Annotated in this window: 19 protein-coding genes and 1 tRNA gene; 2 read left to right on the top strand and 18 right to left on the bottom strand. The window is 35.3% G+C overall.

Going from position 1 to position 25,777, the window contains the following annotated elements:
- Nucleotides 1-102 precede the first annotated feature (102 nt).
- The 3 genes from DW114_RS13135 to serC form a co-directional block, all read right to left on the bottom strand.
- Complete coding sequence (locus DW114_RS13135; protein ID WP_117454217.1) at nucleotides 103-2,253, bottom strand: DNA topoisomerase; 2,151 nt, start codon at nucleotides 2,251-2,253, stop codon at nucleotides 103-105.
- A 93-nt stretch (nucleotides 2,254-2,346) separates the two neighbouring features.
- Nucleotides 2,347-3,507: a 3-phosphoglycerate dehydrogenase family protein gene (locus DW114_RS13130; RefSeq protein WP_117454216.1), complete on the bottom strand. Its 1,161-nt coding sequence runs from the start codon at nucleotides 3,505-3,507 to the stop codon at nucleotides 2,347-2,349.
- Between the two features lie 20 nt (nucleotides 3,508-3,527).
- Nucleotides 3,528-4,613, bottom strand: a complete 1,086-nt coding sequence (serC, locus tag DW114_RS13125) for a 3-phosphoserine/phosphohydroxythreonine transaminase (RefSeq protein WP_117454215.1) — start codon at nucleotides 4,611-4,613, stop codon at nucleotides 3,528-3,530.
- Between the two features lie 222 nt (nucleotides 4,614-4,835).
- Here serC and DW114_RS13120 point away from each other — a divergent pair, with 222 nt between their 5' ends.
- Nucleotides 4,836-5,654, top strand: a complete 819-nt coding sequence (locus tag DW114_RS13120) for a LysR family transcriptional regulator (protein ID WP_117454214.1) — start codon at nucleotides 4,836-4,838, stop codon at nucleotides 5,652-5,654.
- Nucleotides 5,655-5,727: 73 nt separating this feature from the next.
- On the opposite strand, the gene DW114_RS13115 is transcribed toward DW114_RS13120, so the two are convergent.
- Both DW114_RS13115 and DW114_RS13110 read right to left on the bottom strand, forming a co-directional pair.
- Nucleotides 5,728-6,060 carry a branched-chain amino acid transporter permease gene (locus tag DW114_RS13115; RefSeq protein WP_117454213.1) on the bottom strand — a complete coding sequence of 111 codons (333 nt, stop codon included), beginning with the start codon at nucleotides 6,058-6,060 and terminating at the stop codon, nucleotides 5,728-5,730.
- Entirely contained in the window at nucleotides 6,057-6,707 is a 651-nt protein-coding gene (locus DW114_RS13110; protein ID WP_199483613.1) for an AzlC family ABC transporter permease, read from the bottom strand. Before DW114_RS13110 ends, DW114_RS13115 begins: the two co-directional genes overlap by 4 nt.
- Nucleotides 6,708-6,874: 167 nt before the next feature.
- Here DW114_RS13110 and DW114_RS13105 point away from each other — a divergent pair.
- Nucleotides 6,875-6,950, top strand: a tRNA-Ala gene (locus tag DW114_RS13105).
- Nucleotides 6,951-7,044: 94 nt separating this feature from the next.
- On the opposite strand, the gene DW114_RS13100 is transcribed toward DW114_RS13105, so the two are convergent.
- The 13 genes from DW114_RS13100 to DW114_RS13040 all read right to left on the bottom strand — a co-directional run bounded on the left by DW114_RS13100 (nucleotide 7,045) and on the right by DW114_RS13040 (nucleotide 25,694).
- Nucleotides 7,045-8,094, bottom strand: coding sequence for an ABC transporter ATP-binding protein (locus tag DW114_RS13100; protein ID WP_117454211.1), 1,050 nt, complete (start codon nucleotides 8,092-8,094; stop codon nucleotides 7,045-7,047).
- Nucleotides 8,095-8,169: 75 nt separating this feature from the next.
- The gene (locus DW114_RS13095) at nucleotides 8,170-8,997 is read right to left on the bottom strand and encodes a hypothetical protein (protein ID WP_233509424.1); all 828 of its coding nucleotides are present in this window, start codon (nucleotides 8,995-8,997) and stop codon (nucleotides 8,170-8,172) included.
- An 18-nt stretch (nucleotides 8,998-9,015) separates the two neighbouring features.
- Nucleotides 9,016-9,606, bottom strand: coding sequence for a CpXC domain-containing protein (locus DW114_RS13090; protein WP_158552290.1), 591 nt, complete (start codon nucleotides 9,604-9,606; stop codon nucleotides 9,016-9,018).
- 30 nt (nucleotides 9,607-9,636) lie between these two features.
- Nucleotides 9,637-11,427, bottom strand: coding sequence for an aminopeptidase P family protein (locus DW114_RS13085; RefSeq protein ID WP_117454208.1), 1,791 nt, complete (start codon nucleotides 11,425-11,427; stop codon nucleotides 9,637-9,639).
- 106 nt (nucleotides 11,428-11,533) lie between these two features.
- Complete coding sequence (locus tag DW114_RS13080) at nucleotides 11,534-12,352, bottom strand: signal peptidase I (RefSeq protein ID WP_117454207.1); 819 nt, start codon at nucleotides 12,350-12,352, stop codon at nucleotides 11,534-11,536.
- Between the two features lie 85 nt (nucleotides 12,353-12,437).
- The gene (locus DW114_RS13075; protein ID WP_117454206.1) at nucleotides 12,438-12,920 is read right to left on the bottom strand and encodes a hypothetical protein; all 483 of its coding nucleotides are present in this window, start codon (nucleotides 12,918-12,920) and stop codon (nucleotides 12,438-12,440) included.
- A gap of 146 nt (nucleotides 12,921-13,066) precedes the next feature.
- A complete protein-coding gene (locus DW114_RS13070; protein WP_117454205.1) occupies nucleotides 13,067-13,984 on the bottom strand; it encodes a LysR family transcriptional regulator in 918 nt (305 codons plus the stop codon).
- 80 nt (nucleotides 13,985-14,064) lie between these two features.
- Nucleotides 14,065-14,331 carry a PaaI family thioesterase gene (locus tag DW114_RS22200; protein ID WP_394336426.1) on the bottom strand — a complete coding sequence of 89 codons (267 nt, stop codon included), beginning with the start codon at nucleotides 14,329-14,331 and terminating at the stop codon, nucleotides 14,065-14,067.
- Nucleotides 14,332-14,749: 418 nt separating this feature from the next.
- Nucleotides 14,750-15,025: a hypothetical protein gene (locus tag DW114_RS13060; protein WP_117454203.1), complete on the bottom strand. Its 276-nt coding sequence runs from the start codon at nucleotides 15,023-15,025 to the stop codon at nucleotides 14,750-14,752.
- A gap of 16 nt (nucleotides 15,026-15,041) precedes the next feature.
- A complete protein-coding gene (locus tag DW114_RS13055; RefSeq protein WP_117454202.1) occupies nucleotides 15,042-15,479 on the bottom strand; it encodes a hypothetical protein in 438 nt (145 codons plus the stop codon).
- Nucleotides 15,480-15,661: 182 nt separating this feature from the next.
- Nucleotides 15,662-21,991 (bottom strand): discoidin domain-containing protein, encoded by a 6,330-nt coding sequence (locus DW114_RS13050; RefSeq protein WP_117454201.1) that lies wholly within the window; start codon nucleotides 21,989-21,991, stop codon nucleotides 15,662-15,664.
- A gap of 501 nt (nucleotides 21,992-22,492) precedes the next feature.
- The gene (gene gltX, locus DW114_RS13045; RefSeq protein ID WP_117454200.1) at nucleotides 22,493-23,953 is read right to left on the bottom strand and encodes a glutamate--tRNA ligase; all 1,461 of its coding nucleotides are present in this window, start codon (nucleotides 23,951-23,953) and stop codon (nucleotides 22,493-22,495) included.
- A gap of 145 nt (nucleotides 23,954-24,098) precedes the next feature.
- On the bottom strand, nucleotides 24,099-25,694 hold the full coding sequence (locus DW114_RS13040; protein ID WP_117454199.1) for an ABC-F family ATP-binding cassette domain-containing protein: 1,596 nt from the start codon (nucleotides 25,692-25,694) through the stop codon (nucleotides 24,099-24,101).
- Nucleotides 25,695-25,777: the final 83 nt, after the last annotated feature.

The raw sequence follows: 25,777 nt of genomic DNA, 5'->3' as shown, positions 1-25,777 counted from the left end.
TTATTGTTTTTTTTATCACAAGATACCTAAAAAAGCCTTCCATCGCTGATTTGGCTTGGAAGGCTTTTTCTATTTGATATAAAGCTACTGTTTGATATTCATTTATTTCTTATCCAATAAACGATAAACTGCTCTGCCATTGCGTATGCCTAACTGTAAGATTTTCACAACTTCTTCTTCCTGTTCCATAAGTTTCACTAGACAGTATTTATCTTTTAACAGTTTCTCTGCCATTGGTTTACTGACATCTTTATGGATGTTTTTGAAGAACTGATCATCTTTCCATATCGCAAACTTACAACCATTTCGATAATTCACACAACCATAGCCTTTGGAGTTTTCCACAATCTTGTTGCCACATACTGGGCATACACCAATCGCTTCTCGATCATCATCAATCGGTACTTCCCCACCTGCTTTTAGATTAGAAAGATTCTCTTTTAAGTGTGGTGTAAAAGCATCTAAAACACTTTGTACAAGGGTAGATACATCCGCATTTCCCTCTTTGATATCTTCCTGTATGACCCACCATTTTGCTGTTAGATCAGCTTTCTTTATTTCTTCAGGCAAAAGATGATAAAAATCTTTTCCCAATTGGGTAGAAATGATATTCTTCCCTTTCATTTGAACATAGCCTCGTTTGATTAAAGTTTCCACAATCTGACTACGTGTTGCACTGGTTCCAATAGAACCATTTTCGCCTTTTTTATCCTTATCTTTTTTCTTCAGAATTTCTTTGATTTCTTTATCCTCAACATACTTGGCAATACTTGTCATATCTTTGATTAAAGATGCCTGGGTATAGCGTTTAGGGGGATTGGTTTCTTTTTCATTGACGATACCATCATGTAAAGAAACCTCATAGTTTCCTTTTGGAAGATCAAATTTACCTGTATCTACTTCTTCATTATCCCCTTTTTCTTCTTTATTATTTTTAAAATACTGTTTATATCCTTCATCCAGTATAAAGGTACTAGTTGCTTTTAAATCCCCATATTCTGTAGGGATGACTGCACTTACCTGACGTTTTTTCACAGGTGGTAAAAACTGCATGATATACTGACGACAGATTTCTTCATACACTTTTCGCTCATCTGGAAGTAATGCTGCAATATTAAAATCTGACATAGTAGGAATGATAGCGTGGTGAGCTGTGACATATTTATCATTGAAACATTCTGAATGAATCTTATAATCCACAGGATAGGTTTCATTCAGTTTTTTCATAACATGTGTCAATACCTGAGCAGCTTCTGTAAAATGTTCCTCTTTTAGATATTGTGAATCACTTCGATTATATGTAATTGCCTGATACTTATCACGAAGAGTCTGGGTAATTGCATCCGTTTTACTCAGATCAAAGCCATACTTTGTATTCATATGTGCCTGAAGTTTTGCCAGATTAAAAGGCAATGGTGGTTTTACATCCATCAGTTTTTCATCTACCTTCATCTTACGATGCGGCTCTTTTAGAATATCATCACACATATCCTGCATGATTTTCTGACTTAAGATGTGTTTACCATCATCTAATAAATCATTTTTCGGTTTTAATGCAAAGGTAATGGTGGTATCTTGTTTTTCCACATCCCCCTGCACTTCCATTTCATAGTATTTTTGTTTCTTATGATGATCAATTAATTCATCACGTGTCACGATTAATCCAAGTGTAGGGCTTTGTACACGTCCTACACTCATACCTTTTCTACGAAGTGCCAAAGAATACAAACGTGAATAATTAATGCCTACTACATAATCTGCGACTGCACGAGCATAAGCGCTTCGTCCTACCGCTCTTAATTTATCATCATTATCAATTAATTGATGAAAAGCTTTTTTGATATTGGAGGGTGTATTATCATTGATATACACACGTTTGACCGGTTTTGTGTTCTTGGCATAATCTAATATTTCATCAATCAGAAACTGTCCCTCATCATCCGGGTCACCAGCATGGATAATCTGGTCACAATCCTGCATCAGTGTGATGATTTGTTGCACACGATCTTTTTTAGAACCATCTGGCACCAGTTTCCAGTTATCAAAACAAATAGGAAGATCCTCCTTATTCCATTTTTTATATTTTGGATCATATTCATCTGGTTCTGCCAATCGCAGCAAGTGTCCATATGCCCATGTGATGACTACATTCTTTTTCACAATGACACCATGTACCTCTTTATCTGGTCCATCAATCGCTTTAGCAATCGCACGTCCAAGCTCTGGCTTTTCCGCAATAATCAATGACTTCATAAGGCTCCTCCTTCCACAGGTTTTCTTATTATATCATAAATTTATCAAAAAAAGAAAACAGACATCAGCTTTTTGCAATGTCTGTTTTACAACTTATTTTACAATTAAACGAACGGATTTGATACCATCCTGTGCAGCTAATTTATCCAATAGCTCTGCAGAGATTTCATCATTTGTTTCCAAAATTGTATATGCATAATCTTTCTTTGCCTTGTTTGCCATATTCTCAATGTTAATTCCAACATTCGCAAGTTTTGTGGTCATTTCACCAACCATGTTTGGAATGTTTTTATTGATGATACACAAACGATATTTTGCTTCCTGTGCCATTTGAATATCTGGCATATTTACAGAATGTGTAATATTACCATTTTCAAGGTAATCACGAATTTCATTTGCTGCCATGACCGCACAGTTTTCTTCACTTTCTGGAGTAGAAGCACCTAAGTGAGGAACACCTAATACATTATCAAATTGTAACAGTTCTTTAGAAGGGAAGTCTGTGATATATCCACCAACTTTGCCACTTGCCAATGCTTTTACCAATGCATCTTCATCAATTAGACCATTACGTGCAAAGTTTAAGATACGAACGCCGTCTTTCATCTGATCAAATGCTTCCGCATTTACGATGTTCTTGGTTGCTTCATTATAAGGAACATGAACAGTGATATAATCACATTCTTCAAAAATGGTTTTCAAGTCTTTTGCATGATTGATTCTGGCTTTCAATGTCCATGCAGCCTGTACAGAAATATAAGGGTCATAACCATAAACCTCCATATCCATAGCAGCTGCGGCATTGGCTACCTGTACCCCAATGGCACCTAAACCAATAACACCAAGTTTTTTACCTGCAATTTCAGGTCCGACAAAATTACTTTTGCCTTTTTCAATCTGTTTACTTAAATCGTCATCATCAGCGATAGATTTTACCCAGTTGATACCCTGTGCAATCTTTCTTCCAGATAATACAAGTGCCGCAATAACCAGTTCTTTTACCGCATTGGCATTTGCCCCTGGTGTATTGAATACAACGATTCCTTCTTCACTGCATCGATCAAGTGGAATATTGTTTACACCAGCACCTGCACGTGCAATACATTTTAAATCTTTACTGAATTCTACATCGTGAAGTTTTGCGCTACGTACCATAATGGCATCGTAATCTTGAAAATCTTCACTGCATTCGTAATTTGCATCAAACTGATCCAAACCAACTTTTGCGATTTTATTTAATAATTTTACTTTCATAAAATTTTCTCTCTCCTTTTTTATTTGTTTTCAGCCTCAAATTTCTTCATGAAATCAATCAGCTTTTCAACACCTTCGATTGGCATTGCGTTATAAATAGAAGCACGCATTCCTCCAACTGCACGGTGTCCCTTTAAGTTACTCATACCTGCAGCAGCACTTTCTTTCGCAAATTTTGCGTCAAGTTCTGCATTAGGTGAACGGAATGTTACATTCATCATAGAACGATCTTCTTTGTTTGCAGTTGTAGTATAGAAGTCAGAGCTGTCTAAGTAATCATATAACATTGCAGCTTTCTTCTTGTTTTTCTCCTGCATTACTTCTACACCACCCATGTTTTCAATCCATTCTAAGACAAGTCCTAAAATATAGATGGCATAAGTTGGTGGTGTGTTGTACATAGAATCTTTATCAGCAAGTGTTTTATAGTCTAATAACACTGGTGTGTTTTCTTTCGCATTTCCTAATAAATCTTCACGTACGATGCCAACAGTTAATCCTGCACAGCCCATGTTTTTCTGAGCGCCCGCAAAGATGATTCCAAATTTTGAAACATCAATTGGTTTGCTAAGGATGTCACTTGACATATCCGCAACGATTGGTACACCATTTGTTTCAGGCACATATTGCCATTCTGTACCATAGATCGTGTTGTTTGCACATAAATAAACGTAATCAGCTTCTGGATCAAGATTTAAATCTTCCTGTTTTGGAATAAAAGTGAAATCCTGTTCCTTACTTGATGCAGCAACTTTGATATCCCCAAACTTGCATGCTTCTTTATAAGCTTTTTCTGCGAAATATCCAGTTAAGATATAATCGGCTTTTCCCTTCTGCAATAGGTTTAAAGGTACCATAGAGAACTGCATGGTTCCTCCTCCCTGCATAAACAATACTTTATAGTTGTCAGGAATATTCAAAATACGGCGTAATCTTGCCTGTGTAGTTGTAATGATTTCATCATATGCTTTGGAACGATGACTCATCTCCATGACCGACATTCCACTACCCTCATAGTTTAGCATCTGCGATTGTGCTTTTTGTAATACCTCCAGTGGCAGCATGGATGGTCCTGCTGAAAAATTGAAAATTCTGTTTTCGGCCATAAATATCGGCACCTTCCTTTCTCTTTAACATCTTGTGTTAGTGACACCCATTATAGCACAAATGAAATAAAATGAAAGAGTCTTTGAAAGATTTTGTAATATATTTTGAAAACAGTTTTCTTTATGTAAACATTTTAGATACATTTGTTCACAAATCAGAAACAAACATGACTTTTTCTTTTTACTCATCCATGATATACTTATGTTAAAGGAGAAATTATTATGCTTGATTATCGTTTATATACATTTTTAACATTATCAGAAACATTAAACTATACCAAAGCTGCTGAGATTTTATGTATCACACAGCCTGCTGTTTCTCAGCATATCCGTTATTTAGAAACGACTTATCAAATCAAACTGTTTGACCACCATGGAAAAAACCTAGTGCTTACCAAACAGGGAGAATATTTGGCCAGCTGCCTTCGCACCATGAATGCAGATGAAAAGCGTGTGGTGGAGAATTTAAGAAATATTAAAGATATCACCAGAATCAAATTTGGTGCTACCTTGACGATTGGTGAATATATTCTACCAAAACGAATAAAACAATATTTACATATCCATCCGCAAACCAATCTAACCATGCTGGTAGAAAATACCGCAACCCTGCTTCAGATGTTAGATCATGGAGAAATCAGTTTTGCGATTGTGGAAGGCTATTTCCCACTACATCGTTATGAACACCAGATGTTAAGCAGACAGCCATATGTTGCGTTAAAAGGAAAAGATTATCAAATGCAAAAGCCAGTCTATACCCTGCAGGATTTATTTGATGAACCTTTGATTATTCGTGAAGAAGGCAGTGGTACCCGTGAAGTATTAGAGCGTGTATTGAAAGAACGTAACTTGACCATTCAGGATTTCTCTAATACCATTGAAATTGGCAATATGAATGCCATTAAACATTTAGTGGAAGAAAATACAGGAATCACATTCCTATATAAAGCCGCAGTGGAGGAAGAATTAAAAAAAGGAACCATGGAGGTGATTCCTTTAAAAGATTTTGATATCCAGCGTGATTTTACATTTATCACTTAAAAAAACACTATATTCATGGAAGAATATAAAGATTTTATTTCCTGTATCCTACAAAGCGAGTAATCGCTTTTTTTTACGCAAATACAACCTGAATCAGCACCATATACAATACCGTACCACAAACAATGGAAATCATATTATTACGTTTCCATACATGCAATATCACAACCACACCAATACTGATGAGTTCAGGTATGCCATATGGATATGTAAGAAAAGCTGTATTACGTAAACAGTATACAACCAGACAAAGCATAATTGCCATAGGCAGCACTTTTCCAAGGTATACAACTTTTTCTGGCAGTGTGGATGTATTTTTGAATATCAGAAATGGTAACGCTCTAGTGAAAAAGGTGGTAATTGCCACGACCAGAATAATCGCCAGACTTTCTTTTACGCCTATCATGATGCATCCTCCTTATCTTGATCAACATATTTTTCAAATATCGCAAGCAATAAAACCAAAAGGATCAATGCCGGAAGTAAAAAGTTTTTTAATCCAAAAATCAACGCACTGACCACAATACAAAACACTGCGATCAAGATAGATACATGATGGGTACTTGCAATCCATTGTTCCACAAAGATAACGGTAAATAATGCTGTCATCGCAAAATCTATGCCTGTGGAATCAAAAGATAAGGCACTTCCCAATACTGCCCCAATCAAAGATCCTATGATCCAATAGCATTGATCAAAAAAAGATATAAAAAACATCAGCTGTTTTCCATGGGGTGTATCTTTATCTGGAATGGCACACAATAAAGAGTATGTTTCATCCGTTAATGAAAATATCATATACCATTTCTTTTTTCCCATATTCTGAAATTCTTTTAGAAAAGATATCCCATAAAAAATCTGTCTTGCATTGACACTTAATGTGACCATGCATGCTTCTATAAGAGAAAAGCCTGTATGAAAAAAGGTCAATAATACAAACTGCATACTTCCAGCATATACAATCGCAGACATCAATACAGCCCAGATCCAGGAGTAACCCTGATTTTGACATAATAATCCAAAAGCAAATCCTAAAAATACATAGCCTACCATGACAGGGAATGATAAGCGCAATGCTTCTTTGACTGTGTTCTTCAAAAAAATCCCCTCGCTTTTTGTATAATTGGTATTATTGTATAGGAATTTGCATTTTTTCGCAATAGATGTTTGGAAATCATTGACAAAGATGCCCCCTGCATGCTATATTAATAACGCAACTTGGGGTTTTAGCTCAGCTGGGAGAGCACCTGCCTTGCACGCAGGGGGTCATCGGTTCGATCCCGATAAGCTCCACCAAATTTAAAACGAATCTCGATAGGTTATCGCTTATCGGGATTTTTTTGTGCGATTATATACAAAAAAGAAGACGTGTGCCTTCTTTTTCGTCGTACTAGCCAATGTGTACTCTCTCCTCCGTGTTACTATGGAAATATAGCGCATCCACCCAATGAAAATCAATGTGAATTTCTTCATCCATCTGATATTCCCTTTCATGCGTATGTTTCATAATAATCGTCGTACCATTCACCAAAACATGATAATAAATTTCATCCCCGATATCTTCAATTAAAATAATCCGGCCGATTTCTCCTTGTGCATCTTCATGTATATCCTGTGGTCTGACACAAACATATACCTCCTGATCTTCTATCTGAAAATCCAATACCTTTCGTTTCTGCATACAGTATAAAGTATGATGCTGAATATGTCCATGGAATTGATTGATTCCATAACGCCCTAAAAAGTTTGCGACAAACAGATTACATGGATCATGATATAAATCCCTTGGTTTACCAACCTGTTGAATCACACCATCCTTCATGATGATCAAAACCGTAGCAAGCGTCATCGCTTCCATCTGATCATGTGTAACATAAAGAAATGTTGCATTTGAGCGTTGATACAGCTGTGCAATTTCTATACGCAGCTTTGATTTCAAAGATGCATCCAAAGAACTTAATGGCTCATCCATCAAAAACAGATCCGGCTGGCGAATCAATGCTCTAGCAATCGCAACACGCTGCATCTGTCCACCACTGAGTGTATTCGCTGCACGATCCAGCAGCTCATCTATTGATAACATTTCTGCCATCTGATGAACAGCCTTATGAATATTCGCTTCTTTCATTCCCTGATAAGCCAGTCCAAAAGCAATATTTTCATATACATTCAAATGTGGAAACAATGCGGCCTCCTGAAATACCATCGCAATCTTTCGTTTTCCTGGTTCTGTTGTTGTGATGTCTGTATCATTTAATATGATACGGCCAGAATCTGCTGGAAGTAATCCGGCTATCAACTGTAACAGCGTTGTTTTTCCACAGCCACTTGGTCCTGCCAATACTACAAATGCTTTTTCATTCAGCCTCAATGAGAAATCATTGACTGCATTCACCTTGCCAAAATGTTTCTGTATATGCTGTAGTTCCAGTTTTGCCATGCCATCACTTCCTATGTCAAGTTTACCATTTTTTGTATGAATTGAAAAGGGAAAGCCGTCTTGTAATGGCTTTCCCTAATCTTCATTCTCATATTTCATCAAAAATACCGGCAGGTATTCCAAGGTAGAAATCACTTTGGACAACACTTTATAAATATAGGCCGCTTCTTCAAAAGAACCAGCTTCAAAATGGGGCACTATTGCGGCTGTATTCATCATACGATACGTCAACATATCAAATAGATGCGTATTTGCCTGAGCCAACTGTGTTACCATAGCCTTCGCTTCATTTATTTGTTCTTCCTTCATCAACAACAAAAACCTTACATACATTAAGAAAGTATCCTCGTGCAGTTCCCTGCCAAGCAATTCTTTACATTTTTCCAATTGTTCAAAATAAAGATAAGATGCATATACATAATGTTTGACATGAAAAACATCCGATGGATTCAGATTCAATATCTCCTGAAACTGTTTTTGTGCTTTTTTCAAATTGCCAGCTTCATATAAAGACAGCGCATACGCAAATTTGATTTGCAGAAGCGGCTTCATCACATCTTCTTCATAAAAATCTGTCACATGACGCAGGAAAAATTCTTTGCCGATATTCATTGTCGCAAGCTCCATGCCCTGACGAAGGATATGGATACGTTCATAAATATCCTGTACATTCCAGCCATACACCAGATATGCTTCAATACAATCCCCACATATGCCAAGTGCCTGCTTTGCGATATCGCATTTCTTCTGATTACTGCGAAAGCGTTTCGCTTCTTCCAGCACCTGTAATGCCTGTTCATATTGTGTACTCTTTTCATCATTCACAATTTTTGGCTCATCTAAAAAGCTGTCCAGACTAATCTGAAAGGTGATTCCCAGCTGGCGATCTTTTTCCTGTTCCATCATGCCTCTCCTTTTCGTTTATCTATCCTGTGATAATGCCCAATCTCGATCAATTTCCACAAATCGCATGCCATCCACTGGCAGCTGTTTTAAAATTCGATCATAACTGATTTTTTCTATACCGACAATATCCTCTCGATCTGTATAAAGGATATCAAACCACAATGTTTCACTTTGTCTATCGCTGTCATGATAGATGACATTTTTCACATCAGGTGTTTTCCTTTGATATTGCCGCAATAGTTTTAGCTTTAATATCTCTATTACACGATCATCCAATCCATCTTCCAATACCCTGATTTTCTCTGGAATCTCATCTACTTTACTCACATAGCGTTTTCTTAAATGAGCATCTCTTGCGTAAAGCTCCTGATCACTTTCCACCATATCTTTTCTTGATTTCACCAATATCGCAAAATGATGTTCTTTATCAATATACAGAAAGTTATGCAAAATCTTGCTTTCCTTCCCACAAATGGGGCAGTGTGCTGTGAAAAAGGTACCATCACGAAGTCTTGCTTCATCATTAGATTCAAATCCATACAGCAATAATGTTTCACTTTTCTTATGAAAGATTGCCCCACACATGGGACATCGTAATTCTATCAATGCCGTTTTCATATGTGAAAAAGAGCTATATTAGATAGCTCTTGTTGCCTTTCTTAACCATGCCACTTCATCATCACTCAAGTATGGTGACACCTTTTCAAATACCTGTTTATGATAAGCATTCAGCCATTCTTTATCATATTGTGTCAATAAAGCTTCATCTAGTCCATCTAAATCAAATGGCACAAAGGTAATTGTTTCAAAATACATAAACTGTCCATATTCATTCTTTTCACCCTTACGTACAACCATTTCATTTTCATGACGGATACCAAACTTGCCTTCTTCATAAACACCTGGTTCATTGGATTGTGTCATACCTTCTTCTAATACACAGCTGTCTTTTCTTTCCGGTACGATCTTCCAGCGGAAACCATTTGGACCTTCATGCACATTCAGTAAATGACCAACGCCATGTCCTGTACCACACTTGTAATCCATACCCTGTTCCCATAATGGTCCTCTGGCAAGAATATCCAGATTCATACCACGACAGCCATATAAGAAATGCGCTTTTGATAATGCGATGTTGCTGCGTAATGCAGTTGTGAACCAATAACGCTCTTCATCACTGATTTCACCCAATACAAATGTTCTGGTAATATCTGTAGTACCTTCCATATACTGTCCGCCACTATCAACCAAAAGCATGCCTTCTTTTTTCAACTCTACATCACTTTCAGGTGTTGCACTATAATGCATCATTGCCGCATGCTCTTTATACGCAGAAATCGTATTAAAACTTAAATCAATGGCACCTTGTGCTTTACGAAGCTTTTCTAAATAATCACTCGCAATGATTTCACTCATCTTTTCTTTACCGATATTTGTCTTTAACCAATACATAAATTTTGTCATAGCGACAGCATCTTTGATATGTACTTTACGATTATTTTCTAATTCAATTTCATTCTTCATAGCTTTCATCAGCTGACTTGGATTTACACGATCCTCAATCTTGATATTCTGATTTAAATTCTGGGTAATCGCATAATTTACCACACTGCTGTCTAACATAATCACTGCATCTGAATCAAAGGTTTTCACATATTCATAAATATCATTATAGTCTTTGATTTCTATATGATTTTCTTCAAAGTTTGCGATCAATTCATCATTCAATTTCTCTTTATCAACGAAAATCACACCACCATCTAATGTCAAAATCAGATAAGCCAGCATAACAGGATAGCGTGCAATATCCCATCCACGCATATTTGTAATCCATGCGATATCATCTAGTGATGTAATGATATGATGTGTGATTCCCTGTTTTTTCATGATATCATATAAATCAGCTAATTTATCTTTTGTGGATTTACCACTATATTCTACGTTCAAAAAGAAGCCTTGTTTTTTAGGTAATGCTGGTCGATCTTCCCAAATCATACCCACCAGATCTTCTTCATAAGCGATATGCACTTCTTTTTCTTCCAGCTTACTCATGATTGCCTTTACCATTTTGGTATTCATGACACGACCATCAAAACCTACGCCACCCCGCATAGTCACATGATCATAAATATACTGTGCAATGGTAGGAACACCTTCTTCTCCCTGTTTCATCAACGTAATCGTGGTATCCTTCAACTGATCTGCCGCCTGAATAAAGTAACGGCCATCAGTCCATAATGCCGCATCATCAAGTGTCACAATCAATGTTCCCTGTGATCCGGTAAATCCAGACATATATGCTCTTGCCTTAAAATGTTCTCCTACATATTCCGTTTCATGAAAGTCAGAAGTTGGAATCATATAGACATCCAGATTTCTTTCTTTCATTAATGTTCTCAATGCATTTAATTTTTCAATAATTGTCATAAAACAGCCTCCTTTTTCATCCTTATTCATTGTACCCCAAATCCATGATTTCGCAAGCGCTTTTCACATTTTCAAAAAGAAAAGCTGATAGTTTTTCCACCATCAGCTAATGCTTATATTTAATCACATGAATTTCAAAGTCTTCAATGCCTTCATAATCCAGCAGCAGATATTCAAATTTCACCATATCATCCTGCTTCAGATACGTTTTATCCGCAAGATACCATAAATCTTCTTTTACCAAGTTGTGATTCGCATCATAGAATTTCAATCTTGCCATCACAAAGTGTACCGGTTTCTTCATATTGTTTCTTAAATATCCACTTAACACAAGACAATCTTTTCCTTCCTCAAGTGCAAGTTCTGTAATGGTAAAAGCACGTTTCTTCTTGATACGTTTTTCTCTGGCCTTCTCATCCCAACGTGTTTTAATCGTTTTATTGATCAACCAGATCACAAACAGTTCCCCATACATCACAAAGCCAAACTTACTTTTCAAAAACAAAAAGACTTTCCCCAAATATGGCACATGAAAAACATACTTACCAATAATATCTTTCCTGCTTGTTTCATAATTATCATAATCCGGCGCCGTTGCCCCTTGTGTACGATAATACAACACACCATCCTTTTCCTGTGTCTTACGGAAATAATGTGTCAACAGGATATCCTGCCCAAAGCGGTTCGCCTTAAATGTCACAATCGTATCTGGTGCAATTTCTTCATCTTCATCTATCATCTTACTAAAAACAAGAGAATATGTAGGAATTATTGGTTCCATACTATTCGTCAATACAGTATAAAACCGAAATCCTACCACCCTGGAAGTGTTCTCTGGATACATCTGCATACAAACAACAAACACCAAAAGTGCTATCACTACAATAGCACTTAAAAAGGTTGTTATTTTCTTTAGCAGTTTCATCGCATAAACAACTCCCCTTGTCTTTCTTACATTTTACTACATAATACGTTCTCTGACTAGGAAAAAAGCCGTAGGATTACGGCTTTTACTCTAATGTTGCAGTTACATTTACAGTAATATCTTTATTATTAAGTGTAGCTAATTGTTCATCACTTATAGTCGTTTTTGGTTGCACAGTAACGATATACTTATTACCAGTTGCATCTTTTACAAAAGCCGTATCCTCAGTTATTGCTGTATCAGGAGTTCCTTCTTTCGCAAAGGAAATATCTACTAAATCATTTATTGAAGCATCAGTAGTAGCTCCTTTCAATTTCAAAGTTGTACCTAAACTGTTTTCATCTACAACTTTAAAATTCACAATACTTGTAGCCTTAGGATTAGTATTTAATGCCCTAGTTGTTGTAGTATAAGCTGCAGATGCGTCAGTAGAAACTGTTACTGGATTGCCAAAATTTACTGTACCTCCTACTGTTGCCTCTAATGTATCCCATGCTGCATATGTTCCAACGCTAGTTGCTACGATAGCACCTGCTGTGACGAATGATAATAGTGTACTCTTTTTCATAATAATATCTCCTCTCCGATATTTATATAAGAATGTAGTAATGATAAGCTGATTGCTATCTTTACCTTACAACACTATTATATTCCAAGGAGATTTTTTTGTATAATGCTTATTACCTAATTACCCGTTATACTCAAATTGTATAACTAAACTTGTTTATATGTATCATGGATGATATCTATAAAAATACGACCAGCACTGGATAGTACATGATTTTTACGTTTAATGATAATAAAATGTTTTTGTAAATCATTGTCCTTTAACAAAAGGCTTTTCATATGAGAATGTTTTAATTCTTCTACTTGCCATTTGTGGCCGATTAAAAAAGAAGATGTATGTTTTGCGATACTTAACATGGCATGATAGTTACGCATGATCAAAACCTTGGGAAATGTGGAAAGCTGCATTCCGTTGATATTAATACTCTTGTTGATATCAGAAAAGAAATCATTTGGTAAATGAATAAAGGTTCTGTCTATCAAATCAGAAAAACGTATGGTATCGTTTTTAGCTAATGGATCTTCTTCATTCATATGAATATAAATAGGACCTGAGCCTAGTACTTCATATTCAATTTCTTTGATTTCTGCCATTTTTTTGAATATTATCAATTGCATATCATTTAAAATCACAATGCCAACTTCTGATTTTGAGTTTTCCACATTTTCAAACACTTCTTCTGTAGTTGTTTCAATCATCTGGATTTCTGTTTCACTGGATATTAATTTTTCATAACATTTTAACACCAAATCGTCTTTTAAAAAGATAGAACTGCTGGATACACTCAGTTTTGAGTAAATAGATTTTTCATCTAATCCTTTTAACCGTTCCAATGTATTTAATTCATTTATAATTGATTGTCCATAGTAATAAACCAGACGCCCGGTTGGTGTCATGGATACGCCATGATTGGAACGTATAAGCAATGGTTTTCCTATTTCATTTTCTAATGCCTGAATGGATCGGCTTAAGCTTGGTTGAGATACATATAGTCGTTCAGCGGCTTTATTGATACTGCCATAGTCGATAACTGCTATGAAATACTTTAGTTGTACAATTTTCATGATACGCCCCTCTGGTCTTTCTTTCTTACATATTAGCATGTTTTGTAAAAGAAAAACAGTGATTTCATCACATCACTGTCTCATTTCTTATGATTCATTGCGTAACTGCCATTTCCTGTGGCGGCTACTTCATTTGTGCGCTGTAATCTTGCGATTGCTCGTGCCTGTGCCATACGGCTGCCTGCATGATCTAAGATTCCTTCTACCAGTAATACTTCATCTGATGGTATTCCTTTCACGAAATTCACAGACATTTGAATCGTTGGTGTAAAATACGCTTGTGAGAATACATAAGCTGCACATCCCATTGTTACATCTAGTATTGCGCAAATCATTCCACCATGCATATTGCCAACTGGATTTGCTTCCCAAGTGCGTACTGGAAATGCTAATGTAATAGTTTTTTGTTCCAGATCATAGGCATATAATTCCATCTCCAGCATAGCGTTGATGGTTCCTGTTTTGGTATTTCTTAGTTCCATAAAATGCTGAATTCTTTGTTCAATGATTTCTTTTTCCATATTTGGTCACTTCCTGTTGACCATTATAGCACGAAAAGAGCAGATACGAAATTGCCCTGCTCAATATATCGTCTTTTTCAATTTACTTTATGTTTCTTTTCATTTAACAAATACATACCTTCAAAATCATTTTTTGCTTTTCTTCGTTTTTTTCTTTGATATAGATGATATCCTCTTATCAGAAAGATTATGATAAGAACCGCAATGATGATCATTAAACATATCCAAAACACCTTCATAAAGATTACTTCTTTGATATGTTTGTCTGCTGATTTTTGATGATAATACCAATGCCATAACATGTACATGCATATACAAGGCATGGAACAACTGCTGCTGTCATTGCTAGCAGACAGTAAGACCATTGTGCCATCATCGTTGTATTATATTGTTCACAATACGATGATAATTGTGAATATGTCATAAATATTGTATAAACCATATAAATCAATAATAAAATTGTCATAACGTTAAACAAGATATGCGCATTTCCTTCTTTTCGATTTTGTTCTTTGTTCATAATTCGTCTCCTTGTTTTATTCTTTTCCATCTAACTGATTTTTTTGTACCCAGTTATCAAATACTTCTTCTGTGATTTTTACATTTGATAATTGATCATACACCTTTCCATCTTTTGCGTAAAAGATACCAGGTGTTGTATCAAAGCCTGGGAAATATTCTTGAATCAGTTTTCTGTTTTCATTTGGTGTTCCACTTTCGTTATCTAACAATACTTCATAAATAATAACATGATGATTTTTTGAATATTCGGAAAATAGTTTATGAAAGTCCTGACAATATCCACAAAGAGACTGTGTAAAAGCTATCACAAATTCGTTTTTATCTTCCATCATCTGTTTCATATCATTCAATGTTATATATGTTATGTACCCTGGAGAATCATCTCTTTCATATCCTGAGCATCCAGTTAATAACATTAAGCATAAAAATATGCTCATCCATCTTTTTTTCATGTCTATCCTCTTTTCATCAAACTATTTTTCGTTTCAAATATTAAATATGGAAAAGGAAGAACCATGCACAAACATAGTTCTTCCTGATTGCCTGATTCAGGCTATATCTTCCTTTACGTTTATGATTGTACGACTTTTTAATGCGAAGTAATTGAAGATACAATTCCTAATTCATACAATGCTTATTCAGTTTCTTCTTTTTTCTTTTTCAGCAGGAATGCAGCGCCAAGTCCAGCAGCCAGCATTGTTCCAGCTAATAAACCAGTATTTGTAGTATCTGATGTATCTACATTTTCATCAGATGTTCCATTGTTACCTGAACCATTGTTACTTGAACCATTATTTCCAGAATTACCGTGAGTGTTATCTCCATTAGGTGTGTCTGGTGTTGGTTTATCAGGTGTATTTGGATTATCCGGAGTGTTTGGATTATCCGGTGTATCTGGATTATCTGGTGTATTGCTGTCTTCTACTTTCTTTAACGCATCTTTTGCTTTATCCAAATCTGCTAATACAGTATCTACTGATTCCTGTGTAGCGTTTAAATCAGCATTCACTTTAATTGCTTTATCTAATGCTTTCTCAAATTCAGACCAAGTAGCAGAAGTATAATCTTTCTTATTCAGATCTTTAGAAGCGTCAATTGCTTTTTGAAGTTCTTTCTTATCTGCCTGTTTTGTTAAGCCTTCGATAGCATCATTTAAACGAGCAAGGACAGCATCTACTTCATCTTGAAGTACTGTTTTGTCATTTAATGCTTTTTCTGCATCTTTTATTGCATTCTGTAAAGCTGTATAAGAAGCAGGTGTATAGTTATCATCTTTAAAATCTTTATATTGATCATATTTTTCCTGTAAAGCACTCTTATCTATAGCTTTTACACCATAGAAGCGAATTTCAGACATAGAAGCATATGCATCTGCGCTATCTCCACCAGCATGAACAATATTTAGTTTTACAAAACGTGCCATTTGTGTGTTGAAAGGCATACGTTTCCACTGATCACGGTTTGTCAGATTCTTTCCATCATTATCAAATGTATAAGTTCCAGCTTTTGTATATGTTTTACCATCTAAACTAACAAGTACTTCAGCTTCAAAAATATCCCCATTTCTACCATTGATACGTGGTAAGAATGTTACATCAGATAATTTATAGATATCACCTAAATCAAATGTTAACCATTGTGGCATGCCAATACTTGAATCATAATTTGAATGCCAATATGTTTCTTCGTTATAATCTAATACATTTGCTGCCAAACCATCTTCTAATTCTTCAGGTGTACATTCACTTGAGAAATCAATGATTGAAACTGATGAATCCTTTGAAGTATTAATTAAATTTCCTTCATTTAATGGTTTTACAACTAAATTTGCAATTGCATTTAGAATATCTGCTGCTGCAGATTCAATCTGTGCTTTTGTATAATCCTGTGTATTTAGTAAATCCGTACCAGCATTTACAGCTGCCTGTAATGCTGCATATGAATCTTCTATATAGGTATCAGCTGTATATTCACGTGCTTTTTCAATTGCTTTTGTTAAAGGTGTAATATTGATACCTTCTTTAACAGTCAATGTATAAGAAGTGCTAATATTCTTATCCGCAGCGGATGTAACTGTAATAACAGTTTCTCCTGCAGCTAATGCATGTACCTTATAAACTGGAAGATTGTTTTCATCTGCTAATGTAATAATGGATGCAACCTCTCCATTAGAGCTACTTACTGTGTAATAAGGATTTGGTTCATTTGGTGTTACCAATGCTTTGATATCACTAATATCCCCAACATAAAGTTCTTTTGCATTGTCATTAGCTTCAATCTTTTCAATTTTAACTGTTTTAATGTAAGAGAATTCCATTTCTTCTAATGTTAACATACGGTTTTCTCTTGGATCATTATTCTCATTTGCTAAACCATTAGAAGTTTTCGCTATGACATCAACACGAATAACATTTTTATCCGCATTCTCTAAAGAAGCATCAAATGAGAATACCTGCTGTTTTTCATCAATAGATACTGTTTCAGATGTGCCATCTTCATAATAGAAAATTGCATCTGCTGATAATAAATATCCATTTCCTTCATTAGAATTATAAACTTTTACATTATTTAAAGGCTTAGCCTCTTTCAATGTAAAGTGGAATGTTGTTGGCAATTTAACTTCAGGTGCTAAAACATTTTTACCTGTATCCCAAACAAATTCAAATTGTCTTCCTGATTTCTTACCATCAAATAACAGATCATAACTTTCCTGAGATCCACCATTAATGATTTTTTCAACATTAGTTCCTTCTTTATCCTCAGTTAACACATCATTTGTCATCGTGATATCAAATTCTTCACGACCATATTCTGCTGCTGTGCTTACTAGTGGAATTTCTGGAATTGTAATATCGTTTTTAATTGCTGATTCAATATAACTATAATCAGGTCCAATCAACGTAACTGTGCTCAAATCAATGACATCTGCTACATTACAATCTGCTTTGGCTTTTACAGTAATTGTCGCAATACTTCCTTCACCACTAAACAATTTCTTATCTCCACGATTGACAAATGCTAAATCAACATATGCTGTATCATCATATCTTTGTTGAGAAGAAAGGTTTTCCATTTGTGCTACAAATGGAGTAGCTTGGATATCATTTTTACTAATTTCTAGCTTATTAGGATCATAATTAATAACCTGTCCAAAAGCATTTAAGTTATTTACATCAGTAGCATATACATCTATTGTAAATGTTTCTCCTGCCTTAACCGTGTTTTTGCTAGGAAGTAATAATGCATTACCTGCAACAGAACCAGATTTTTTAGTTCCACCATCAAGTTTGAACATTGTAAATGCATAATCATATACATCATATACACCATTCATATTGATATCTAAGCCATAATTTGCTACCTGGTTTTCAAATGTTTTATCTTTATTTGAAATACCTAGATAACTTCTTAAGTTTTGATAATCTGCATCATCTGGTGTATCTTTACCTTGTTGCGCAATACTTCCGATTGCAAATCCATTAGTATTTTCAACTTTATAAACTTTTATTTCACTTGCAGCGAAGAAGTTTCCAACAGATTCTCTAGGAATAAATTTAATATAACGAGCTGTAGTTTTTAAAGGAATTTCCTTCATATCTGCACTACGTTCCCAAGTAAAGCTCTTAGCATCACTCCAGTTTTTACCATCAAGACTTGTATATACATCCATTTTTGTCACGGTGCCATTACTAGCATCATCACGTGGATAATATTCTACTTTATCTAACTGATAGCCTTTTCCATAATCAACAGTTAATGCTTGTCCAATAGAGTTTCCATCTGAATGGAAGCCTCCATCACCTGATTGGAAGAAATTATCAAATGCTAAATCTGGAGTATGAGATCCATAAATATCGCCTTCCCATGTAATATTTTCTGGTGTAGGTGTATCTTTCCATGGATCTTCTAATGATATAGATTCATATTCTTTACTCCATTCAGAATATCCCTTGATATTTCTTGAACGTACACGATAAGTATGTGTAGAATGATATGGTAAATCTTCATGAGTGAAAGTTGTATTATTTCCAATATTGTAAATAATACCATCTGCTTCTACATCATAACTTGTTGCATCTTCTACTTCATCCCATGTTAATGTAATGCTTGTTGGTGTCTTTGTTTCTTCTGCAGCCGTTAAGTTTGCAGGTGTACTCAGATCTTTATTTAAAGTTTCTTCACCTAAATCAGCATCATTTTTAAAGCCTTCGATCACCAATGTCTGTGCTTGTTCATTAACATTTGTCTTTGTAAATGATACATATAATTTTGGAGTTGTAATGATTGCTGTATCTTTAAATCCTTCATCATCTTTTGCATATTTGTTCAAATTTGGAGATTCATCATAGAACCATACAGCCTCATTGTTTTTTGCTGCTTTTTCAAATGCTTCATAAGAAGTTACTTCTTTTGCATTAATATCTGTAGAACCATTTATAGCAGTAACCTTAGAAGGTTTTTCAGATACATTTACAACAAATGTAGAATGTCTGTTTGCATCATATCCCTGATAGCCACCTTCAGATTTGTTTGCGGTCAATGTTGCTGTTGTACCTTTTACACTTGAAGTATAATGTGTCTTCACATTACTACCATAATCAACTGTTCCATCACTGTTCTGTGTCATAGAAATTCCATCGTCTTCAATTGCATCGTAAGAAGAATCTTGATAAGGATAGAATTCAACTATTCTTCTTGATTTATCCAGACCTTCTGTATTTGTCTTAGAAATTGCAGATGGATTGTTGTGATTTTCATACATTGGAATAATAGAACCATTCTTTACAAATAAAGGAAGTTTCCATAATGGTGCATCAAAGTTGTTAATAACCTGTCCACCACGATACTGTTCACCTGTAAAGTAGTCAATCCATGTATCAGCTGTAGATGGAAGATAGATATTATTTCTGATATCATTTCCCTGATCATCTGCATTTGTATCCTGATAAATAGGCGCAACTAAGAAATTATCTCCATACATATACTGATACTGTGTTGCTGTACCTAATGTATAAGCATTTTCTTCTTCTAAGAACATTGCACGGATCATTGGAAGTCCATCAACTGCTTTATGTGCTTCTGTATATAGATATGGCATTAACTGTGCCTTCAATTTCAAATACATACGGTTAATACCTGTATAAGGATCACCATTATAATATGGTTTTTTAGCTAGAGATCCCCAGCCATCCATATCTAACATAACAGATGTAAATGTTTTCCATTCATAATCTCTTGTAGAAGTAATTGAATCTCCAGAGAAGATACCATCCATATCACTTGCTACGTTAGGATTACCTGACAAACTCTGTCCAATATATGTAGGGATATGGAAACGAATATATTCCCATTGACCACCATACTGGTCACCAGTCCACATACTTGTATAACGCTGTGAACCAGCCCATCCATCTAATGAAACCAACATAGGACGTGTGTTTGTTTTTGCTAAGACATCATATCCAGTTTTCACTGAGTTTAAGGCCATAGAATAACCTTCGCCAACCCATGCTACGTCTGTCTTTAATGCTCTTACGCCTCCAGTGTTTACTTCTTTATTAAAATCACGTAAAGTCTGGAATCCCTGATACATTCCATCTAATTCAGAATCTTCTGGATTTAAAGCTGCCTGTGTCCATAGACCAACTTGGATACCATGTTGATTTGCAAAATCAGTAAAATCCTTTAAATTGTTCACATTCGCATCAACAGCCTGCGTAGCACGTGTCCAATCGTTATTTGCTTTTTCTTCATCTGTTCTTTCCTCGTGGTAACCATTTTGACCATAGCCACAGCCATAACCATCATTTGGCAAGAACCAGCCTAATGGCATATCATTTGCTTCATGGCCTTCAATAACAGCCTGTGCTGTAAATTTCTTTGTACTATCATCAATTACACCTTTAAAATTATCAATCAATGTTGATGGAGGTGTATTATTCAATGACTCTACTTTTGTACCTTCTGGTATAACATAATCATAGGACTGTCCTAATTCTTCATACCATTTTCCATCTTCCAGCTTCCATTCTTTTCCACCTTCTTGCCAACCATCACGATTGTAGCAATTTAGATGAGCTAAATAATAACCATATTCAGGTAATAATACTGGGTTACCAGTTACTTCATAATACTCATTTAAAATATTATTGGCAGTCGTAGAAATATCACTACTGTCACTTATAAAGTAATATGCATCAAATTCATTTTCATCATGACTTGTTGTGATATTCGCACTATCTGATTTAGCAAAATCATATTTACCTTCTTTAAAAGTATTACGTAATACACCATAACCTTTATTTGACCAGTAGAATGGATTTGGAGATGAAACTTGTCCATCCGTCCATCCACCTTCATTTTTTATATTAATTGATTTTCCTTTATGTGAAAAACGTCCGTTCTGAGTACCTCCACCATAGAAATATTCATCATCAGATGTTGCTAATGTCTGTGTCGTTGATCCTGAACCAATAGAAAGTGGCTTGCTTTCTTTGAATACAATTGTTCCATCTGTACGTTTTGCTGACATCATACCTGTAGTTTTATCAAATTCAATTATCGTATTACCTGCACTTAATTGAATGAATCCATTTTCATCGTTTAACGAAGCTTCAGGCTTAGAATAATCATCAGATTCATCAGATTTTGTCTGTATTGTTGCTTTATGAGATTTACTATTAGGTGTTGCATATTGTTCAAATTTACCACTTGGATCAACATTGAAACGGAAAATCCCATTCTCTAGAAATGTAACTCTTCCTTTATATCCATTTTGGTATGTAATTTCAACAATATTCTTTTCTACTTTTTTAACATCAATAATAGAACCTAGTTGTGTTTCTGCGTCTTCTGCTGCGTGTACCTGTACTAGCGGTGTTGCATATCCATAAATACCCGTTAAGGACATGACAGTCGCCAAAGATACTGGACCAATTTTCTTTAGAATCGCTTTATTTTTCATGTTCCCTCCAAAATTTCTTTATCTTTTTTCACAATTAAATCAAACAAAATTTTAGCTTTTCATCGCCTGCCTTTCTTATTAATTAATCATCGTTTGTGTGTCATAATGTATACTATTTTATATATACTAAAGAAAGTCTTAAACCCTTCTTTTTTCAGTATAAAGGCATAAAAAAAGACTGATTTTCATCTGAAATCAGCCGTCTCATATAGTATACTATTTTAAACACTTTTGATGATCTGCAAAAATCCTCATCACTATCAGAATATCCTTTTTCCTTTCTGACATATACATTTTAATGTGGATACGGTTACATGTAAACCCTTTCCGTTTGTATTTTTCATTTTTATTTTTACACTTTTTAGTATTATTGCTTTTTTCTGCAACATAATATATCGATTATTTGAAGATATCCTGATTTACCACAGTTATCCATCATATATAATCATTTTTTGTGTACAAAAAAACATCTTTCATCAATACGAAAGATGTTTTTTAAAATTAAGCTACTTCTTTTTCAAGTTTTTCAATACCGTAAGCAATACGTTTTAATGTTTCTTCTTTACCTAGGATATGTGCTATTTCGATTGCACCACCAGGTGTGAACTGTTTACCAGTAATGGCAGTACGTACTGGCCATAATACCTGACCATTCTTCATGCCTAAGGTTGCTGGAAGGGCTAATAAGATTTCATGAATCTTTTCTTCACTAGACCAATCCTGAAGCTCTTCTAATACTTTTGTGGCTTCTTTTAATGCTGTTAATGCGATTTCGTATGTTGTTTTCATCTTTTTGTGAATATACATTGCATTATCATATTCAGGAAGCTCATCTATAAAGTCGATTGCTTCTGGAATTGTTGTTAATACATCTGTACGAGGCTGTAAGATTTTCGCAACAGAACGCAAATCTACATTTTTATGTACACCTTCTTCGATATAAGGTTTTGCTGTTTCAAAGAATTCTTCCTCAGACATGGCACGTAAATACATACCATTCATCCATGTCAGTTTATCAATGTCAAAGATTGCTGGTGATTTACTGATACGTTTGATATCAAATACTTTGATTAGTTCCTCTAATGTATAGATTTCCTGTTCTGTTTCAGGTGACCATCCAAGTAATGCAATGTAGTTTAAGATTGCCTGTGGCAGATATCCTTTTTTCACAAGATCCTGGAAACTTGCATCTCCATTACGTTTACTTAATTTATGCTGTTCATCCTTCATAACAGGTGGAACGTGTACATAAGTAGGAATATCCCATCCATATGCCTGATAAATCAGGTTATATTTTGGTGTAGATGATAAGTATTCGTTACCACGTACAACATGTGTAATATTCATTTGGTGATCATCAATAATATTGGCGAAGTTATAAGTTGGATAGCCATCAGATTTTAATAATACAGATTCATCAAGAATGCTGTTATCTACTTCGATTCTTCCATAAACTTCATCATCAAAATAAGTTTCTCCACCATGTTTAATAGTCTGTCTTACAACATATTTTTCACCTTTTGCGATACGTTCTCTTGCTTCCTCTACACTGATGTGTTTACAAGGGTCATCGTATTTAAATGAAATACCTAAGCTTTCTGCTTCTTTTCTTTGTCTTTCAATTTCTTCTTCCCCACAGAAACAATAGTGGGCACCACCTAAATCAACCAATTCATCTGCGTATTTTTTATACATTGGCAAACGCTCAGATTGTACATATGGTCCAAAGTCACCACCAATGTCTGGTCCTTCATCGTGTGTTAATCCGACTTCTTTCATCGTATCATAAATAATATCTACAGCACCTTCTACCAAACGTTCCTGGTCAGTGTCTTCAATACGTAAAATGAAGTCGCCTCCCTCATGTTTTGCGATCAGATATTCAAACAGCGCTGTTCTTAAGTTTCCTATATGCATATAGCCTGTTGGACTAGGTGCAAATCTTGTTCTTACCTTTTTCATATCGTCATCCTTTCAATTTTGCATATCTATCATACCTTAAACCCTCTTGTTTCGCAAGGCAGAATGCGTTTTTTCGACGTATTTCAGCGTAAAAAAAGCAGGTTTTCCTCTATATTGTAAAAGGAAAAGCCCTGCTGATTTGCTTCTATTCTTCAATACCTAATTCACGCTCTAAATATTCATCATAGCTCATACGACGATCGATGATGCCATCTTCTGTAATTTCGATAATACGATTGGCAATTGTCTGGATAAACTGGTGGTCATGGGATGTAAAAATCATTTCTCCCTTAAAGCTTACCAGTCCATTATTCAAGGCCTGAATACTTTCCAAATCAAGATGATTGGTTGGATCATCCAACAGCAACAGGTTTGGTGCTTCCAGCATACTTTTCGATAACATACAGCGTGCACGTTCTCCTCCGGATAATACATTTACCGGCTTTAATGCTTCCTCTCCACTAAACAGCATTCTTCCAAGGAATCCTCTAATATATGCCATATCTTCAATATTCGTATACTGACTTAACCAGTCACAGATACTTTGCTCACCTTCAAAATATTCTGTATTATCATCCGGGATATAGGATGGTGTGATCGTCTGTCCGATTTCAATACTTCCTTCATCTGGTTTTACAACGCCTGCGATAATCTTCAACAACAATGATGTTTGTAAAGGATTTCCAATCAATGCGACTTTATCCCCTTTCATCATGGAAAAGCTGATGTTATGTAACAGCTCGTTGCCTTCTACACTTTTACCGATATTTTCTAAAAACAGAATAGATTTCCCTGATTCTCTTTCTGATTTAAAATCAATGAAGGGATATTTTCTGGTAGATGGCTGTAAATCATCCAATACGATCTTATCCAGAATCTTTTTACGTGATGTTGCCTGTTTACTCTTGGCAGCATTTGCTGAGAATCTTGCGATAAAGGCTTCCAGTTCTTTGATTTTATCTTCTTTCTTTTTATTCGCATCTTTTAACTGTTTACTTAATAACTGGCTAGATTCATACCAGAAGTCATAGTTTCCAGTAAAGATTTTGATTTTTCCATAATCCACATCAGCGATATGGGTACATACTTTATTCAAAAAATGACGGTCATGGGATACGACAATGACAGTACTTTCATAATTGATTAGAAAGTTTTCTAACCAAGCGACTGCTTTTAAATCTAAACCATTGGTCGGCTCATCTAATAATAATGTTGTTGGTTTTCCAAACAACGCCTGTGCCAATAATACTTTCACTTTCTGTGCAGGTGTAATATCCTTCATTAAGGATGTATGCAAATCTACTGGAATATCTAGTCCTGATAGTAACATAGCAGCATCACTTTCCGCATTCCAGCCATCCATATCCGCAAATGCTTCTTCCAATTCTCCGGCACGCTGTCCATCTTCCTCTGTAAATTCGCCTTCCTTTGTATATAAGGCTTCTTTTTCCTTCATGATTTGATACAGCTTTTCATTTCCCATCAATACAGTTTCCAATACGGGATATTCATCAAACTGAAAGTGGTCCTGTTTTAAGGTATACAGCGTATCATGTGGTCCCATGTATACATCTCCGGTATCCGGTGCCAGTTCGCCTGCCAGTACCTTTAAAAATGTGGATTTACCAGCACCATTGGCACCAATCAATCCATAGCAGTTTCCATCTGTGAATTTCAGATTTACATCTTTATATAATGTTCTAGCGCCAAAACGAACGCTTAGATTGTTTGTTCCTATCATTTTCTTTACCTCCAAAGTCACATGTTGCATTATAACATTTCATAGATAGAAATACAAACAACATTTGTAGAATACGAAAAAAA

Source organism: Absiella sp. AM09-50 (genome assembly GCF_003433845.1).
Classification (GTDB): domain Bacteria; phylum Bacillota_I; class Bacilli_A; order Erysipelotrichales; family Erysipelotrichaceae; genus Hoskinsella; species Hoskinsella hominis.
This window is presented reverse-complemented; position numbering and strand designations above follow the sequence as displayed.